The organism is Micromonospora sp. NPDC047521 (assembly GCF_055587305.1).
The window spans coordinates 387944-404076 of record NZ_JBVJGN010000004.1 but is presented as its reverse complement, the minus strand read 5'-3'; the positions used below and the strand labels follow the sequence as shown (position 1 = coordinate 404076).

Annotated in this window: 17 protein-coding genes; 7 read left to right on the top strand and 10 right to left on the bottom strand. The window is 72.1% G+C overall.

All coding sequences use genetic code 11. The features are described 5' to 3' along the window. Positions 1-14: 14 nt before the first annotated feature. The gene (corA, locus tag ACZ6N8_RS12585) at positions 15-1142 is read left to right on the top strand and encodes a magnesium/cobalt transporter CorA (protein WP_466009645.1); all 1128 of its coding nucleotides are present in this window, start codon (positions 15-17) and stop codon (positions 1140-1142) included. Between the two features lie 15 nt (positions 1143-1157). Here corA and ACZ6N8_RS12580 read toward each other — a convergent pair whose 3' ends face one another. After that, positions 1158-1343 (bottom strand): hypothetical protein, encoded by a 186-nt coding sequence (locus ACZ6N8_RS12580; RefSeq protein ID WP_354821650.1) that lies wholly within the window; start codon positions 1341-1343, stop codon positions 1158-1160. Between the two features lie 212 nt (positions 1344-1555). Continuing rightward, the gene (locus ACZ6N8_RS12575; RefSeq protein ID WP_466009643.1) at positions 1556-2071 is read right to left on the bottom strand and encodes a 2'-5' RNA ligase family protein; all 516 of its coding nucleotides are present in this window, start codon (positions 2069-2071) and stop codon (positions 1556-1558) included. 77 nt (positions 2072-2148) lie between these two features. Here ACZ6N8_RS12575 and ACZ6N8_RS12570 point away from each other — a divergent pair, with 77 nt between their 5' ends. Then, entirely contained in the window at positions 2149-2658 is a 510-nt protein-coding gene (locus tag ACZ6N8_RS12570) for a mycothiol transferase (protein ID WP_466009641.1), read from the top strand. 10 nt (positions 2659-2668) lie between these two features. Here ACZ6N8_RS12570 and ACZ6N8_RS12565 read toward each other — a convergent pair whose 3' ends face one another. The 3 genes from ACZ6N8_RS12565 to ACZ6N8_RS12555 form a co-directional block, all read right to left on the bottom strand. Then, positions 2669-3715, bottom strand: coding sequence for an NAD(P)-dependent alcohol dehydrogenase (locus tag ACZ6N8_RS12565; RefSeq protein ID WP_466009639.1), 1047 nt, complete (start codon positions 3713-3715; stop codon positions 2669-2671). An 82-nt stretch (positions 3716-3797) separates the two neighbouring features. Continuing rightward, positions 3798-4019 (bottom strand): hypothetical protein, encoded by a 222-nt coding sequence (locus ACZ6N8_RS12560; protein ID WP_466009637.1) that lies wholly within the window; start codon positions 4017-4019, stop codon positions 3798-3800. 108 nt (positions 4020-4127) lie between these two features. Beyond that, positions 4128-4631 (bottom strand): DinB family protein, encoded by a 504-nt coding sequence (locus ACZ6N8_RS12555; protein WP_466009635.1) that lies wholly within the window; start codon positions 4629-4631, stop codon positions 4128-4130. Between the two features lie 128 nt (positions 4632-4759). On the opposite strand from ACZ6N8_RS12555, the gene ACZ6N8_RS12550 reads away from it, so the two are divergent. Further along, a complete protein-coding gene (locus ACZ6N8_RS12550) occupies positions 4760-5710 on the top strand; it encodes a DUF72 domain-containing protein (protein WP_466009633.1) in 951 nt (316 codons plus the stop codon). A 58-nt stretch (positions 5711-5768) separates the two neighbouring features. On the opposite strand, the gene ACZ6N8_RS12545 is transcribed toward ACZ6N8_RS12550, so the two are convergent. Both ACZ6N8_RS12545 and ACZ6N8_RS12540 read right to left on the bottom strand, forming a co-directional pair. Next, the gene (locus tag ACZ6N8_RS12545; RefSeq protein WP_357986232.1) at positions 5769-6137 is read right to left on the bottom strand and encodes a hypothetical protein; all 369 of its coding nucleotides are present in this window, start codon (positions 6135-6137) and stop codon (positions 5769-5771) included. Between the two features lie 166 nt (positions 6138-6303). Continuing rightward, a complete protein-coding gene (locus tag ACZ6N8_RS12540) occupies positions 6304-6936 on the bottom strand; it encodes a hypothetical protein (RefSeq protein WP_466009631.1) in 633 nt (210 codons plus the stop codon). A gap of 195 nt (positions 6937-7131) precedes the next feature. Between ACZ6N8_RS12540 and ACZ6N8_RS12535 the strand changes: the two genes are divergently transcribed. Next, positions 7132-7302 (top strand): hypothetical protein, encoded by a 171-nt coding sequence (locus tag ACZ6N8_RS12535; protein WP_364371874.1) that lies wholly within the window; start codon positions 7132-7134, stop codon positions 7300-7302. A 37-nt stretch (positions 7303-7339) separates the two neighbouring features. Here ACZ6N8_RS12535 and ACZ6N8_RS12530 read toward each other — a convergent pair whose 3' ends face one another. The 3 genes from ACZ6N8_RS12530 to ACZ6N8_RS12520 form a co-directional block, all read right to left on the bottom strand. Next, entirely contained in the window at positions 7340-8203 is an 864-nt protein-coding gene (locus ACZ6N8_RS12530; protein WP_466009629.1) for an alpha/beta hydrolase family protein, read from the bottom strand. Between the two features lie 100 nt (positions 8204-8303). Continuing rightward, positions 8304-9560: an SGNH/GDSL hydrolase family protein gene (locus tag ACZ6N8_RS12525; RefSeq protein WP_466009628.1), complete on the bottom strand. Its 1257-nt coding sequence runs from the start codon at positions 9558-9560 to the stop codon at positions 8304-8306. 178 nt (positions 9561-9738) lie between these two features. Next, entirely contained in the window at positions 9739-10437 is a 699-nt protein-coding gene (locus ACZ6N8_RS12520) for a hypothetical protein (RefSeq protein WP_466009626.1), read from the bottom strand. Between the two features lie 238 nt (positions 10438-10675). Here ACZ6N8_RS12520 and ACZ6N8_RS12515 point away from each other — a divergent pair, with 238 nt between their 5' ends. From ACZ6N8_RS12515 to ACZ6N8_RS12505, 3 genes are all read left to right on the top strand, one after another. Next, positions 10676-12733, top strand: a complete 2058-nt coding sequence (locus ACZ6N8_RS12515; protein ID WP_466009624.1) for a DNA gyrase/topoisomerase IV subunit B — start codon at positions 10676-10678, stop codon at positions 12731-12733. A 32-nt stretch (positions 12734-12765) separates the two neighbouring features. Next, positions 12766-15249: a DNA gyrase/topoisomerase IV subunit A gene (locus tag ACZ6N8_RS12510; RefSeq protein WP_400309325.1), complete on the top strand. Its 2484-nt coding sequence runs from the start codon at positions 12766-12768 to the stop codon at positions 15247-15249. A 454-nt stretch (positions 15250-15703) separates the two neighbouring features. Next, on the top strand, positions 15704-16117 hold the full coding sequence (locus tag ACZ6N8_RS12505) for a TrmH family RNA methyltransferase (protein WP_357986253.1): 414 nt from the start codon (positions 15704-15706) through the stop codon (positions 16115-16117). The last annotated feature ends 16 nt before the right edge of the window (positions 16118-16133 follow it).

The window sequence follows — 16133 nt, the reverse complement described above, 5'->3', positions numbered from 1 at the left end:
GGAGGGAGCGGCTCATGGTCGGCGGCCGTCGCTTGCGCCCGGGTGGTGGCTTCGGCCGTCAGCTCGACGAGCACGCGACAGCCGTCGGCGTACCGCCGCCACCCGCGCCGGCCCCGCCCGCCGGTGGCATGGTGGAGAGCGCCGTCTACATCCGGGGACACCGCTTCGCCTCGCCGGCCGGCCTCGCCGAGACGTACCGCTGCCTCCAGGAGCAGGACGACGCGATGGCCTGGATCGGGCTTTACCGGCCCGACATCGACCAGATCACCTCACTGGCCCGGGAGTTCCGGCTGCACGACCTGGCGGTCGAGGACGCCATCAACGCCCACCAGCGGCCCAAGCTCGAACGGTACGGCGAGACCCTGTTCGTGGTGCTGCGCGCCGCCCGATACGACGACAGGCGCGAGGAGGTCGAGTTCTCCGAGCTGCACCTGTTCATCGGGCCGGGGTTCGTGGTCACCGTCCGGCACGGCGAGGCGCCCGACCTGGCCGCCGTACGCCGTCGACTGGAGACCGACGCGCCGATGCTCGCCCAGGGCCCCGAGGCGGTCCTGTACGCGATCCTCGACCAGGTGGTCGACGGGTACGCGCCGGTGGTGGCCGGACTGGAGAACGACATCGACGAGATCGAGACCCAGGTGTTCGGGGGTGACCCGAACGCCAGCCGGCGCATCTACGGGCTCAGCCGGGAGGTCATCGAGTTCCAGCGGGCCGCCCGTCCGCTGCTCACCATGTTGGACGCGCTCGCGGCCGGCGCGGGCAGCTACGGCACCGACGAGGAACTGCGCAGGTACCTGCGCGACGTCACCGACCACCTGACCCAGGTGGTGGAACGGGTGGACGGGTTCCGGCACCTGTTGCAGAACATCCTCACCGTCAACGCGACACTCGTCTCGCAGCAGCAGAACGAGGAGATGCGCAGCCTCACCGCCGCCAGCTACGCCCAGAACGAGGAGTTGAAGAAGGTCTCGTCCTGGGCCGCGATCCTGTTCGCCCCCACCCTCATCGGCACGGTGTACGGGATGAACTTCGTCCACATGCCGGAGTTGGACTGGCGTTTCGGCTACCTGTTCGCGTTGCTGCTGATGCTGCTCGTGTGCGGCACCCTCTACCTGGTCTTCAAACGGCGCGGTTGGCTCTGAGCCGGTGCGTCGGGGTCACTCGATGCCGCGCAGGATGTGCCGCTCGTCCTCGCTGTCGTCGTCGCCCGCGGCGATCCGGCCGAGCAGCACCGCGGCGGCCCAGATCGTCAGTGGCGTGGCCGCCCCGGTCATCCCGCCGCCGGTCCGGTCGTCCCGGGTCTGGCTCCGCTCCGTGCGCGGTGGCCTGCGCTGAGCCTGCATGGGCCCTGCCTCTCCTCGTCGAAGCCGCCGCGGGCGGCGCGGGCGTAGGCCGCGCCGCCGGGCCGGTCGCCCGCGCGAGCGGGTCGCACCGGTACGGCAGCCATCTCGAACCATCCCACGCCCGGACGCGTCCGCACCGCTTCTTTTCGGTTTCCCGACTGCGGCCCGCCAAACCGGACATTCTCCGCTATCGTCCGCTTTCGGGTCGGCGGTCAGGGCAGCGGGTGGGCGATCCCGCGCGCGTGGTCGGTGAGCGCCGCGCTGACCACTGTCGCGGCCACCGGCAGCACCTCCAGGCAGCGACGCACCGCAGCGGCCATCAGCGCGTTCGGCACCCGCATGGACAGCGTGCAGTGCGGCACCCAGCGGCCCGGCTGGTAGTGCTCGGCCAGGGGGATGCCGGCGGCGGCCAGCCGGTCGTGCACCAGACGATGGTGCGCCAGAAGTTCCGCGGTGGGCGCCGGACCGAGCCAGAGCACCCGGCCGACGAACTGCCCGGCGTGTTGAAATTCGAGTCGCAGCGGGGCGGCCACGACCGTCCCGCGCAGCGCGGCGGCCACCTGTTCCGGGTCGAAGCGGGGCGCCACCGCGAGCGAGACGTGCGGGCGGTGACGCTGCTCCAGCAGCGAGCGCATGCTCTGCACGCCCTCGGCCTCCAGCGCGTCCCACAGCACCCGGATCCGGCGGGTGGCGTCCGGATCCAGGTACAACTCCAACGCCGCGACCACGTGATCACCGTAGCGGCAGAGGTTTGATCGGCCGTGTCGGCGGTACCTGTTCGGAAACCGACCAGGAGGCGTGCGCCGTGGACGTGAGTGACCTGCTGACCGAGACGTACGACAGGCTGCCCGACCTCGTCCGCGCGGCGGTCGACGGCCTGAGCCCGGAGCAACTGCGCCACGAACCCGGACCGGGCGCCAACTCGATCGGCTGGCTGGTCTGGCACCTCACCCGCATCCAGGACCAGGCCGTCGCCGACCTGCTCGACGCCGAGCAGGTCTGGGTCGGCGGCGAGTGGGCAGGCCGCTTCGGCCTCGCCGCCGATCCCGACGACACCGGCTTCGGGCACTCGCCCGCGCAGGTAGCGGCGGTGCGGCCGGAGAGCGCCCAAGCGTTGATCGACTACTACGGCGCGGTGTCGGGGCGTACCCGATCATTTTTGGCCGGGCTGTCCCCGGCGGACCTGGACCGGGTCGTGGACGAGGCGTGGGACCCACCCGTCACCCTCGGCGTGCGGCTGGTCAGCGTGGTCGAGGACGATCTGCAACACGTCGGGCAGGCCGCCTTCGTCCGTGGGCTCCTCGGGGCCGACTGACCCGACGGGCTCAGGGCACGATCACCGCCCTGCCCTCCAGCGTGCCCTCGCGCATCTGGCGGTACGCGTCCGTGGCCTCGTCCAGCGCGAAGGTGGTGGTCTTCGGCCGGATCAGGCCGCGCGCCCCCAGGTCCAGCACCTCCACCAGCTCCGGTCGGCTGCCCCAGTAGGTGGTCGCGATGCTCACCTCGTACGGCACGGAGAAGAACGACACAGGCAGGGTGCCGCCGCCGATTCCCACGATCGTCAGGTCGCCCACGGTACGGGCCACCGCCGCCCCGAGCGTCAGCGTGGCGTCCGCGCCGACGAAGTCCAGCACCACGTCGGCGCCCCTCCCACCGGTGGCGTCCCGGATCTCCTCGGCCGCGCTCGGGCCGGAGGCCACCGTGCGGTCCGCCCCGCACTCCGTGGCCAGTCGCAACGCCTCGGCGCGGTTGTCCACAGCGATCACGCGGGCGGCGGTGGTGGCCTTGAGGATCTGCACGCCCACGTGCCCCAGACCGCCGACCCCGATCACCACGGCCGTGCTTCCCGGCGGGAGCTTCGGCCAGGACCGCCGCACGGCGTGGTACGGGGTGAGCCCGGCGTCGGTGAGCGGTGCGGCCTGCACCGGGTCCAACCCCTCGGGCAGCGGTACGACGTGTCGCGCGTCGGGTACCAGCTCGTACTCGGCCATGCCGCCGTCCAGGCCCAGGCCGCCACCGCCGCCGGGCACCGGCGCGCCGGCCGGGTTCTCGCAGTACGGGTCGATGCCGACCCGGCAACGGGCGCAGGTGCCGCAGCCCCACGGGCCGTAGACAGCGACCGGCTCCCCGACGCGCAGCCCGGTCACGCCGTCGCCGAGGGCGTGCACCCATCCCGCGTTCTCGTGGCCCAACGTGAACGGTGGGTTCCAGGGCACCGACCCCGACTCGAACTCGTCCATCAGGTGAAGGTCGGAGTGGCAGGCACCGGCGCCGCCGATCCGCACCACCACCTGGCCCGGGCCGGGCGTCGGTTGGGCGACCTCGACCAGTTCCGGTTCCGACTTCCAGTCCATCAACCGCAGTGCCCGCATCCGAACGCCCCCCGTCTCTGAGCCTGCGGATGGCTGCCCACTTCGTGGCCCGGCAAACGGGTTCACGTCCGCGCGGTGCGGCTCACCCGATCGGGGTTGAGCCACGCTCACCCCGGCGCGGTGTGCGCCGGGCGCTGCGGAAGGCCTGCACAGCGAGACCTTCACCTGCCAGTTCGGCGGGGCGCGGCGCGGCGCGGACGGCGGACAGCAGCAGCACGAGCGGACGAGGGCCGGCCGACGGGTCGACAGGACCGCCGCCGAGCAGCCGCTCGGCGGTCTCCTGGTCCATCTGATCCGCGTCCATCTCGTGACCCTCAGCGCCGCCCACCTGCGCGGCGTCACATCCGCCAGGTGGGCGGGACGGGAGGCGACACGCGACGGGGCGCATCAGCCCCGTCGAACGCTCGTCGGCTCAGCCCATGGTCTTGCTGCCGTCGATCGCCTCCCGCAGGATGTCGGCGTGCCCGGCGTGCTGGGCGGTCTCGGCGATGAGGTGCAGCAGCACCCGGCGGACCGTCCAGCTGGCCCCCGGCTCGAACCAGGGCGCCTGCGGCAGCGGGTGCGCCATGTCCAGGTCGAGAGTGGCCACCAGCTCGTCGGTGTGCGCGGCCACCGCCTGGAAACGTTCGACCATCCCGGCCAGGGTCTCGCCCGGCGCCATCCGGAACTGACCCACCCAGTCGATCTCGGTGCGCTGCATCGCCTCGGCACCGCCCACGGCGAAGAGCATCCACCGCTCCTCGGTGCCCGCGACGTGCTTGACCAGACCACCCGGGCAGAGCTCGCTGACGGTGCTGCGGGTGGCGGCCTGCTCGTCGGTCAGCCCCTCGACCGTGTGCAGGAGGAAACCCCGGTGCCGGCGCAGGGTCTGTAGCAGGTCGGCCCGTTCCCCGGTGAGCTGCGCGGTGCTGGTCATGGTCACCCCTTTGTCGAAGTCCGTCGCGCGCCAGACTAGGAAGGGGCACCGACATTCCGGCGTCGACACGGCGTCGGCCGGATCGCCAGCGGTTGCCGATCCGCGCGCGGGACTGTCCACTGAATGACATGGGTGTGATTAAGGTGGGCACGTCGTCCTGGGCCGACCAGTCGCTGCTGCGCTCCGGCTGGTACCCGCGCTCGGCCAACACGCCGGCCGCCCGGCTGGCCTTCTACGCCGGCCGGTTCCCCCTGGTCGAGGTGGACACCTCCTACTACGCGGTGCCGGTGCCGGAGACGACCCAGGGCTGGGTCGACGCGACACCCGAGGACTTCACCTTCGACGTCAAGGCGTTCCGCCTCTTCACCGGTCACCCGACGCCTGTCGCCGCGCTGCCCCGTGACCTGCGGCCCGCCTCCGGCCCCGGCCGGGTCCGCCGCCGCGACCTGCCCGAGCAGGTGTACGACGAGCTGTGGGCCCGCTTCCGCGCGGCGCTGGACCCGATCGCCGGCGCCGGCAAGCTGGGCGCGGTGCTGTTGCAGTTCCCGCCGTGGCTGGCGCGTGGCGAGGCGGCCGAGCGCCGCATCGTCGAGCTGGCACAGCGGTGCCGGCCGTGGCGGGTGGCGGTGGAGGTGCGGCACGGGTCCTGGTTCGACGGTGCCGCCCAGGCGGCCACTCTGGACCTGCTGCGCGCCCACGACCTCTCGCTTGTTTGCGTGGACATGCCGCAGGGCCATCCGTCGTCGGTGCCGCCGATCCTCACGCTCACCGCGGAACCGGCTGTCGTCCGGTTCCACGGGCACAGCGACGCGTGGCGCGACGGCGACAAGGAGGACAAGTTCCGCTACGCGTACGCGGAGTCGGAACTCCGGGACTGGGCCGCACGGCTGGCCGAGCTGGCTGGCCGGGTCGACGACCTGCACGTGCTGTTCAACAACTGCTGCGCCGGGCAGGCCCAGCGCGACGCCACCCGGCTGGCGCAGGTGCTCGCCGAGACCATGCTCGTCGAGGCGCCGGCCGGACCGGGTCGGCCGGCCGACGGCCGGAGCGCGCCGGCGCCTGTCGCGTCGGCCCGCTGACGGCTCGCTGCCCGCGTTCCCTCCCGGCCGTACCGGGGGACGCGGGCAGCGCGGTTGTTCAGGAGCGCCGACCCCGGCTGCGCAACGCGTCCTGGGTCCGCTCGGTGACGTCCGCCTCGTCCGGGAACGTCCGGCCGCTGGGCGCCGGGTCCGGTGGCGCGCCCGGCCCGGCCATCGGCGTACGGGTGGGCTCGACCGGACCGAAGCCGTGCCGACCGGCCGGACCGGACCGGCCGGCAGGGGCGCCCGCGCGCCGTTCACCACGCCGTCCCTCGGGCACCGCCGTCTCCTCGCTGCCCTCGTCCATGGGCGAATCGTCGTCCGCGCCCCACGGCGCGTCGGCGTCGAAACCGTCGCCGGTGCCCCACGGGTTGACCGCCTCCGGTTCCAGGCGGTCACCGCCGCCACTGCTGCGTGCCTCGGTCATGGCCACCTCGCTCGTCGGTCCGCCGCTGCCGGGCGGACACAGTGCCCGTCCCCGGGCCGGTCCCGCCCGCTCGCTCGCTCGCCACGGCGTACACCGTGGGCGGGCGCGCAGGGCCGGCCGCTGTCCCGCCGTCGACGGTCCGGCGGGGCACCGGCCGGCCCGACGCTCAGCGTCCGGACATCGCCAGGTGCCGCTTGCCGGCCCCCATGCTCATGCCCATCTTGGCCATGCTCATCGGGGCGCTGCGCATCCCGTTGGTGCGGCTCAGGATGCCCCGCAGCACCTGACCGGGCTTCTGCTGTTCGCCCATGTACGCGGTGACCACTACCAGCGAACCGGTGAGCGCCGGGATCGCCCACTGGAGCAGCTTCATCTGTCGCTGCGAGGAGGCGACGTTCGCCGGGGTCTGCTGGTTGGGCTCGGTCGCGCCGCTCACCGGCGGGCCGCCCGCCTTCTCCAGCCGCATGCCGACCAACCGGCTGTAGCCGGTGACCGCGAGCGCGCCGATGGTCAACGCGGTCTTGATGGCACTGGCCCGGCCGACTCCCCGCTGGGCCGCCACCCGAGGGCTCTCCGTGACCAGTTCGCCTACCGCGCCGGCCAGGTGCGCGCCGATAGCGGCCGCGTTGACAGGTGTCCACTTCGACCATCCGGCCGAGGCGATCGGGAGTCGCTGGGTCGAGTCGTTGATTTTCGCCGCTGCGCCGTTGACGCCGAAGGCACCCATGAGGGAGCCGCCGAACCAGGCCGCCAGACCCAGATCGTGCATCGAGCGCAGTGCGGTGTGTCGTTCGGACATGTGATCCCCTTCCGCCGTGTCGGGCGATGCGGCTTACCCGCCGCCCGGGCGGCTAACCCCGTCACCCGCCGGCCGATCCCGGCCGCACCGGCACGGTCGGGACATCGGTGCGTCGCGGTGCGGGACCGCCGCCGGCAGGAGTCGTCCGGGCGGTGGCGGGTAGAGCCGTGGGACGCCTACCGAGAGGGGAACGGGATGTCGCAGCCGGATGAGGTTCGGGAGAAGACCCCCAAGACCGACGCGGTGCTCATGCATCCGGACAACGACCCGCACCGGAACACGGCGGAGGTCGCGCCGCGCAAGGACCACGCCGAGATCCGCGTGGAGCGCGACGGTGAGTCGACCCCGTTGGACCAGGACGGGTGAGCCGCCCGGCCGGGCCACGTGCGCGGCCGGTGACGCCTCAGCGCGGCGGCAGGTCGCCGGCGAAACGGGCGATCCGCCCCGCCAGGGGTGTGCTGGCGCGCACCCAGGTGAAGTGGTCGAGTGCCGCGCCGGCCTCGGTGACCGTGTACCGCTGGCGGGTCACCGGCGCCGACGCGAGCTTCGCGCACAGGTGGTCCATGGTCTCGTGCGGGGTGTACTGGTCGTCGTCGACGCTGACCGCCAGCACGGGTGTGCGCACCGCGCGTACCGCCGCTTCGGTGTCGGTGCCGTCCAGGTGCGGGAAACGGCCGGTCCGGGCGGTGTGCGCCCAGTCCCGGATGACCCCGCGCGCCTGCCGGCCGCCGAAGCCCCAGCCCGGCCAGACCCCGAGCAGCGCCGCGGTGGCGGCGATTCCCTGGGTGTACGGCAGGACGCCGACGCCGCGCCGGCCCGGGTAGACGCGCCAGTAGGGGACGCCGACCGCGACCAGTGCCAGCCCGTCCACGTCGGCGTCGCCGTGCAGGGCGAGGTGCAGCAGGGCCGCCTGCCCGCCGAGTGAGTGGCCGAGCAGCAGTCGGGTGCGCCCGTCCAGCCGTGGCTTGAGGGCGGCCAGGACGGCGCCGACGTCGCTTGCCAGTTCGCTGTAGCCGTGCCGGTCGGCGCGGTTCGGCGCGGGAGTGCTCGTCCCGGTGCCGCGCAGGTCGGCGACGACCACGGCCAGCCCGGCGTCGCGCAGCGCTGCCGCGAACGGGCGGTAGTAGCGGGCGCGTACCCCCATCGCGGGCCAGATGACCACGACCGGCGCGCCCGCTGGTCCGGCCGGATCGGGATACACCTGCACACCGAGTCGGGCGCCGTCGACGTCGACGAACTCCTGCGCGTACTCCGCTTCCCCGTTCACCGGGCCAGCTTACGGCCCGACGTTACCGGCGGGTAGTCGAGGCGGGCCCGGACGCGACGAAGGCCCCGCCGGGTGGCGGGGCCTTCGGTGACGCGGCCGGTCAGGAGACGGAGATCGCCCCGTTGCCGGCCCTGACACACGCCACCGCGCGGGCGGCGGTGGTGGCGGCGCCGGCCAGGCACTGGCCGAGCACCTGGTGCCCTGTGGCGTTCGGGTGCCACGACTCCTGGCAGGTCTGGAAGTAGCTGACGCAGGTGTTCGCGATGCGCTGGATGGCGATCTTGTCCTTGCCGGCGAGGCTCGTGACGAAGGTGCCGTTCGCGCCGTCCTGGAGGCGGATCGGGGTGGCAAGCGCGCCGGTCGGGCTGTTGGTCTGCTCGCAGAGCCGGGCGCCGTCGAAGGCCCGCTGCACGTTGAGGTAGACCAGGTCGGCCGAGGGGAACTCGGCGGCCAGGGTGTCCCGGGTGGACTTCACGATGCCGCCGAGGCCCTGGGAGAAGCGGTGCCCGGGCGCGAGGCTGGCGCGGTGGATCGGGCAGCCGGCCGCGTACCGCTCGGCGCCCAGGTCACGGAACTTGTCCCGGGTGTCGTCCCGGCCGTCCTCCTCGTGGAACGTCGCGTTCAGCTCCAGCGGCAGCGGGTTCGTGTAGTCCTGGAACACGACTCGGTGCTGTCCGTCCGCGTCCACCTGGTCGAGAGTGGTCAGGATCTGGCGTACGGCGGCGGTGGTCTCCGCGGTCGCGGCGCTGAGCTGTGCGGCGGTGGCCAGGTCGGCGTCGCTGCACGGCTTCTGCTCCACCGGCCCGTTCAGGTACGCCCAGAACTCCCACCAGCCGGTCCACGCGTCGGCGATGAACCGGTTGGCGCACTTCTCGGCAACGCTGCCGAAGGTGAACGAGCTGTTGTTGGAGCCCAGGCCGATCAGCACCAGGTCGATGTCCTGGGTCTGCGCGACGGCGCGGAGCTGGTCGAGCTGCGCGGCAACCGTGCGGCCCTTCTCCCGGGCGGCGGAGGCGGTGGCGATGTCACGTGGCTGACCGCCGGAGCAGGCCAGGTTGAACCGGTTCTGGATGCCCGGCAGGTTCGCCTGGTTCAGCGACGCGTTCGCCGAACGGTGGCAGAAGTACGCGTTGTTGTTCGGCGCCGTCCAGCCGGGGAAGCCCTGGGCCACCCCGTTGACGTCGACCACCGGGGTGTACGCCCCGGCGCCCTCGCCGCTGATGAAGCTGTCGCCGAGCGCCACCGCGGCGGTGGGCAGCGCGGCGGTCGCGGGGGAGGGCAGCGCGACGGCCGTCGACAGCGCGGCCGTGACGATCGTGAGTGCCGCGGCGAGCGCGGTACGGCGGAACCTGGGCATGGGGCTCCCATCCATCGAAAGATGAAAGATTCTCTGAGAGCGCGATCAGATCACTCCTGTGCAACGGGCGTCAATGGCCCGTAACAGAATCTTTCGATGAATGACATGTCGGCCCGGTACGCCTACGCCTCCGAACCGGACGACCTGGTGGCGTACCGGATCGGGCCGTGCCCGACCGCTACCTCCGCGCGGCGGGCCCGCCCCGCCGCAGCACGGCCGCGCCCAGGGCGTTCAGACCCACACCCCAGATCAGCAGGACGCACAGCCACTGCACCCACCGCAGCGGGCTCATCTCGCCCGACAGCAGGTGCCGGACGCTGCCGAGCGGGGTCACCCACGGCTGCGCCGGACGGAGGGCGTCCACGGCGCCCAGCAGCCCGAACAGCCCCAGCGGCAGGACGATCGTCGCGGCGAACGCGAGCACCGTCGAGCGCAGCAGCAGACCCAGCCCGGTGCCGACCAGCCCGGCGACGACCTGCACCAGCACGCTGCCCACCGCCACCGTCCCCGCGTGCCGCCACGGTTCGTCGGCCACCTCGGCCGGGGTGAGAGCCACCGTCGCGGCGCAGATCAGCACCCCGCCCACGCCGATGACGACGGCCGGCACCAGCACCGCGAGCACGGTGGGGACGACCCCGACCGTGTCGGGCGCCCGCCGCAGATCACGCACCAGCAGGATGCCGAAGAGCGGCGTCAGCACCGACATCAGGCTCTGGACCGGGTCCGAGACCGCGGCGAACGTCCGGTCGGCGGGATTCGCCGCCGCGATCAGCGCCACGGCGCTGAGCAGCCCCGCCGCCAGGGTGCCCACCAGCAGCAAGGACCGGCCCCGCGTGCCGAGAGAGCGCCGCAGCGCACCGCGCGTCGTCTCGTCCACCGTGTCCACCTTTCGACCACCGGCCGGGTAGGAGAGCCTACCGACGGCGGCGTCGGTGCGTGGTCCCGTGATCACCCGGAGCTGTTCCCTCGCTCACGTCCGGGCGGTCTCACGCGGCGGGTCGCGTAGGGCCTACGGGAGTTGTCCCAGCCTCCGGCTAGGCTCGCTGCGGCGCGCCACGCCGGCTGATGTCGCCGGTGACCGGCAGCACACCGCCGAGACCGGGGAGTACGACCAGTTGACCGCAGAGCCTGACACCCTGTACGGGGCCGATGACCTCACCCACCTTGAGGGGCTGGACGCTGTCCGCAAGCGGCCCGGCATGTACATCGGCTCCACCGACAGCCGTGGCGTGGGTCACCTCGTCAACGAGATCCTCGACAACTCCACCGACGAGGGTGTCGCCGGTCATGCCAGCCACGTCGAGGTGATCCTGCACGCCGACGGCTCGGTGCAGGTCGACGACGACGGCCGGGGCATCCCCACCGACGTGCACGCCAAGTCGGGCATCTCCGGCGTCGAGCTGGTGCTGACCCGCCTGCACGCCGGCGGCAAGTTCGGCGGCTCCGGCTACAAGACCTCCGGCGGCCTGCACGGCGTCGGCGCCTCCGCGGTCAACGCGCTGTCCCGCCGGTTCGACGTGACCGTCCGCCGCGCCGGCAAGATCCACGCGATGTCGTTCCGGCACGGCGTTCCCGGGATCTTCGACGGCGACGGCCCGGACGCGCCCTTCACCCCCGGCCCCGGGCTCCAGGTCGTCGGCGCGATGAAGCGCGGCCACCGCACCGGCACCTCGATCCGCTGGTGGCACGACGCCCGCTACTTCGAGACCGGCGCGGCGCTCGACGTCGACGCGGTCCGGATGAAGCTGCGCAACACCGCCTTCCTGGTCCCCGGTGTGACGTACCTGCTGCGTGACCTGACCGGCGAGGCGCCCGCCGAGGAGCGGTTCCACTACCCCAACGGGCTCAGCGACATGGTGGAGTTCCTCGCCCCGGCCGGCGACCGGCCGGTCTCCGGCATCCTGCTCGTCAACGGCGAGGGGACCTACCGGGAGAACGCCGCCGACGCCAACGGGGTCATGCAGTCCAATGTGCAGCGCCGCGCGGAGGTCGAGGTGGCGTTCCGCTGGGGCACCGGCTACGAGCGCACCGTCGAGTGCTTCACCAACACCATCCGCAACGCGCACGGCGGCACCCACCGCAAGGGCTTCGAGCGTGCCCTGGTGCGCACCCTCGCCGACGCGGTCCGCAACACCCGCGGTCTGCTCAAGGCCAAGGAGGAGCCGCCCACCCTGGACGACGTCCTGGAGGGCATGACCGCTGTGGTGCACGTGCGGATCCCCGAGCCGCAGTTCACCTCGCAGACCAAGGACGAGCTGTCCACCACAGGCATCACCAAGGTGATCCAGCCCCTGGTCGACGCGCACGTCAAGGCGTGGCTGGAGGACAGGCGCACCAAGGCCGAGGCGCGCACCGTCCTGCAGAAGATCGTCGACGCGGCCCGGGTGCGGCTCACTCAGAAGCAGCAGAAGGACGCCGCCCGGCGCAAGACCGCCCTGGAGGGCGCGTCGATGCCGCCGAAGCTCGTCGACTGCCGGGCCACCGGCATCGACCGCAGTGAGCTGTTCATCGTGGAGGGCGACAGCGCCCTCGGCACGAGCCGGATGGCGCGCAGTTCCGAATATCAGGCGCTGCTGCCGATCCGCGGCAAGATCCTGAACGTGCAGAAGGCCAACCTCCAGCAGGTTCTGGACAATGCCGAGTGCGCGGCGATCGTCCAGGTCCTCGGGGCCGGCTCCGGGCGCACGTTCGACCTCTCCGCGCTGCGCTACGGCCGCGTACTGATCATGGCCGACGCCGACGTGGACGGCGCGCACATCCGTACCCTGCTGATCACCCTCTTCGCCAGGTACATGCGCCCGCTGATCGAAGCGGGTCGGCTCTTCGCCGCGATGCCGCCCCTGCACAAGGTGACCACCAAGGGCCGTAACCCGCAGACCGTCTACACCTACACCCAGGCCGAGATGGAGACGACGGTCCGCAAGCTGGAGAAGGCCGGCAAGCAGATCGTCACTCCCATCCCGCGCTTCAAGGGTCTCGGCGAGATGGACGCCGACGAGTTGTGGGACACCACGATGAACCCGGCCACCCGCGCCGTACGCCGCATCACCCTGGACGACGTGGACGCCGCCGAACGCATCCTCGAACTGTTGATGGGCGAGAAGGTCGAGCCCCGGCGCAACTGGCTCATCGACTCGGCCGACCGGGTCGACCGGGAAGCGATCGACGCGTGATCACCTGTCTTGTGCGAGTGGAGAGCTGAGTCATGGCACGCCGTAAGGAAAACAAGGTCGACCTCTCCTCGTTCGACCAGGCTGGCGCGCGGGTCTTCGACAACCCGCTGGTCACCGAGGTCTCCGACTCCTACCTGGAGTACGCGTTCTCGGTCATCCACTCCCGCGCCCTGCCGGACGCCCGCGACGGTCTCAAGCCCGTGCACAGGCGCATCCTCTGGTCGATGTACGAGCAGGGCTACCGACCCGACCGGGGGCATGTGAAGTCCGCCCGGATCGTCGGCGACACGATGGGTAAGTACCACCCGCACGGGGACACCGCGATCTACGACGCGATGGTCCGCCTCGCGCAGGACTTCTCGCTCAACGTGCCGCTCATCGACGGGCACGGCAACTTTGGATCGCCAGACGACGGCCCGGCTGCCTCGCGCTACACCGAGGCGCGGATGTCCCGCGAGGCGATGCTGCTCGTCGGTGAGCTGGGCGAGGACACCGTCGACGTCGAACCCAACTACGACGGGTCACTGACCCAGCCGACAGTGCTGCCGGCCGCGTTCCCCAACCTGCTCGTCAACGGCGCGTCCGGGATCGCGGTCGGGATGGCCACCAACATGATCCCGCACAACCTGGCCGAGGTGGTCTCCGCCGCCCGCTGGCTGATCAACCACCCGGACGCCACGCTGGACCGGCTCATGGAGTTCGTCCCCGGCCCCGACCTGCCCACCGGTGGTGTGCTGCTGGGCTTGGACGAGGTGCGCCGGGCGTACGAGACCGGGCGCGGCGTGGTGCGGATGCGCGGCAAGGTGGAGATCGGCCCGATCGAGGGCAGCCGGGGCCGTCAGGCGATCACAGTCGTCGAGCTGCCCTACGGGGTCGGCGCGGAGAAGGTCATCGCGGCGATCACCAACGAGGTCACCAAGACCAAGCGGCTGACCGGCATCGCCGACGTCAAGGACCTGACCGACCGGGAGAGCGGCACCCGGCTCGTCATCGAGTGCAAGGTCGGGGTCAACCCGCAGGCGCTGCTCGCCGACCTCTACCGGTTGACCCCGCTGGAGCAGTCCTTCGGCGTCAACAACCTGGTCCTGGTCGACGGGCAGCCGCGCACGCTGGGGCTGAAGGCGCTGCTGGAGGTCTTCCTGGCCCACCGGTACGAGGTGGTCACCCGGCGCACCTCGTACCGTCGGCGCAAGCGGCAGGAACGACTGCACCTGGTCGACGGTCTGCTCATCGCCCTGCTGGACATCGACGAGGTGGTCCGGCTGATCCGGGGCAGCGACGACGCGCAGGCCGCGAAGGACGGGCTGATGAGCCGCTTCGGCCTCTCCGACATCCAGGCCACCTACATCCTGGACACTCCGCTGCGCCGGTTGACGAAGTTCGACCGGATCGAGCTGGAGGCCGAGCAGGAGCGCCTGCGCGCCGAGATCGCCGAGCTGAGCGCGATCCTCGACGACGAGCGGGTGCTCCGCAAGGTGGTCTCCGACGAGCTGGCGGCGGTGGTCAAGCAGTTCGGCGCCGAACGGCGTACGACGCTTGTCGACGGTGACCTGAAGGAGGTGCTTGCCGCGTCCGCGCCGGCCGGCCCGCTCGAGGTGGCCGACGACCCGTGCCAGGTGATCCTCTCCGCGACCGGGCTTGTCGCCCGGACCGCGGCCGAGTCGGAGGAGAGCGCCGAAGGGCGCCGGCGCAACGGCCGGGTCAAGCACGACACGGTACGCGCGATCGCGCACTCCACCGCCCGTGGTCGGGTGCTGCTGCTGACCAGCGCCGGTCGGGCGTTCAAGGTCGACGTCCTGCCGTTGCCGGTGCTGCCCGAGCAGGCCGGCACGGTGTCGCTGCGCGGTGGGATGTCCGCGGCCGAGCTGGTGCCGTTGGAGGCGGGGGAGACCGTCGTCGGTCTGGCCCCGCTGGGCGGGCCGGCGGACGGCTCCCCGGGGCTGGCGCTGGGCACCCGGCAGGGTGTGGTGAAGGTCTGCGCACCGGAGTGGCCGGTGCGGTCCGACGAGTTCGAGGTGATCGGTCTGCGCGACGGTGACGAGGTGGTCGGGGCGACCTGGCTGACCGACGGCGCCGAGACGTTGACGTTCGTGTCCTCGGAGGCGTCGCTGCTGCGGTTCCCCGCCGCGCTGGTCCGTCCGCAGGGGCTCAAGGGTGGTGGCATGGCCGGCATCAACCTGCCGGCCGGGGCGCACGTGGTGTTCTTCGGGGCGGTACGCACCGACGACCCCGGTCACGGCGAGCCGATGGTGGTGACCTCGACCGGGGCGACCGTCAAGGTGACGCCGTTCAGGTCGTACCCGGCGAAGGGCCGGGCGACGGGCGGCGTGCGCGCGCACCGCTTCCTCAAGGGGGAGACGGACGTGGCTGTCGCCTGGGTGGGGCCGCGCCCGGTCGGCGCGACAGGCACCGGCGACCCGGTGGAGCTGCCCGCGGCCGACCCGCGCCGTGATGGTTCGGGCTTCGCGGTGATGCTCGGCCCGACCGTGGTCGGCCACCTCATCGAACGCGACTGACCCCACACGCCTTGTCGCGGCGTTGCCCGGCGTGCCCGGCGCGTGCCCGCCCCCAAGATCCGCACAACTTCGGGGAAGTTGGTGCTTCCGGGATGCCGGAGGCAGCACTTTCCCTGAAGTTGTGCGGATCTTGTCGTTCGAGCCGCCGCAAGATCGTGCTCGATCCTGGAAGTAGTGGCTTCGCCGACAGGGTGATGCCACTCGATCCTGGATCGAGCACGATCATGGGGAGTGGCGTGTCCGGCAGCGCGGTATGGTGGGGCTCTCTGTTGTCGGTGAGGGTCCGGGTGCACCGCGAAGCACCCCTCAACATGATTCCTTCTCTGTCCGGCGGAGTCGCCAGCGCGGCGTGAGCGCCGCCATCCGGGTCCGGCCGAGGCGTGAGCTACGCGCCGCCCGACGTCCCCGGCCACACCGCTGTTGGGGTCACCTGATCGCCGCTCCACTCTGGCCGATGCACGGCGCGAACCTGGGCACCCTGTTGCGTACGTGCGACGCGGTCGGTGCCTGCCTAGCCGTGCCTCCGCTCCGCTGGGTGGATGAGGCGGTGGCCCGGGGCAACACGTTGCGCCGGCCGGGCTGCATCCACCGGGTCGGCAGTCCGCTGCGCTGGCTGGCCGCCGAACGGGCCGCCGGCACGCGGATCCTCGGCGTTGAGTTGGCCGACGAGGCCGTCCGGCTCGGTGATCTGCCCGCCGCTCGGGGCCGCACCGTGGTGCTGCTGGGGCACGAGGCGACCGGCATCCCACCCGAGGCGCTCGACCAGTTGGACGCGGCGGTGGAGATTCCCATGGTCGGCCATGGTTACAGCCTCAACGTCGCGGTAGCCGGCTCCCTGGTCCTCTACAAACTAGCCGGCCTCCTATAGCTGGCGCCCCGCTCGC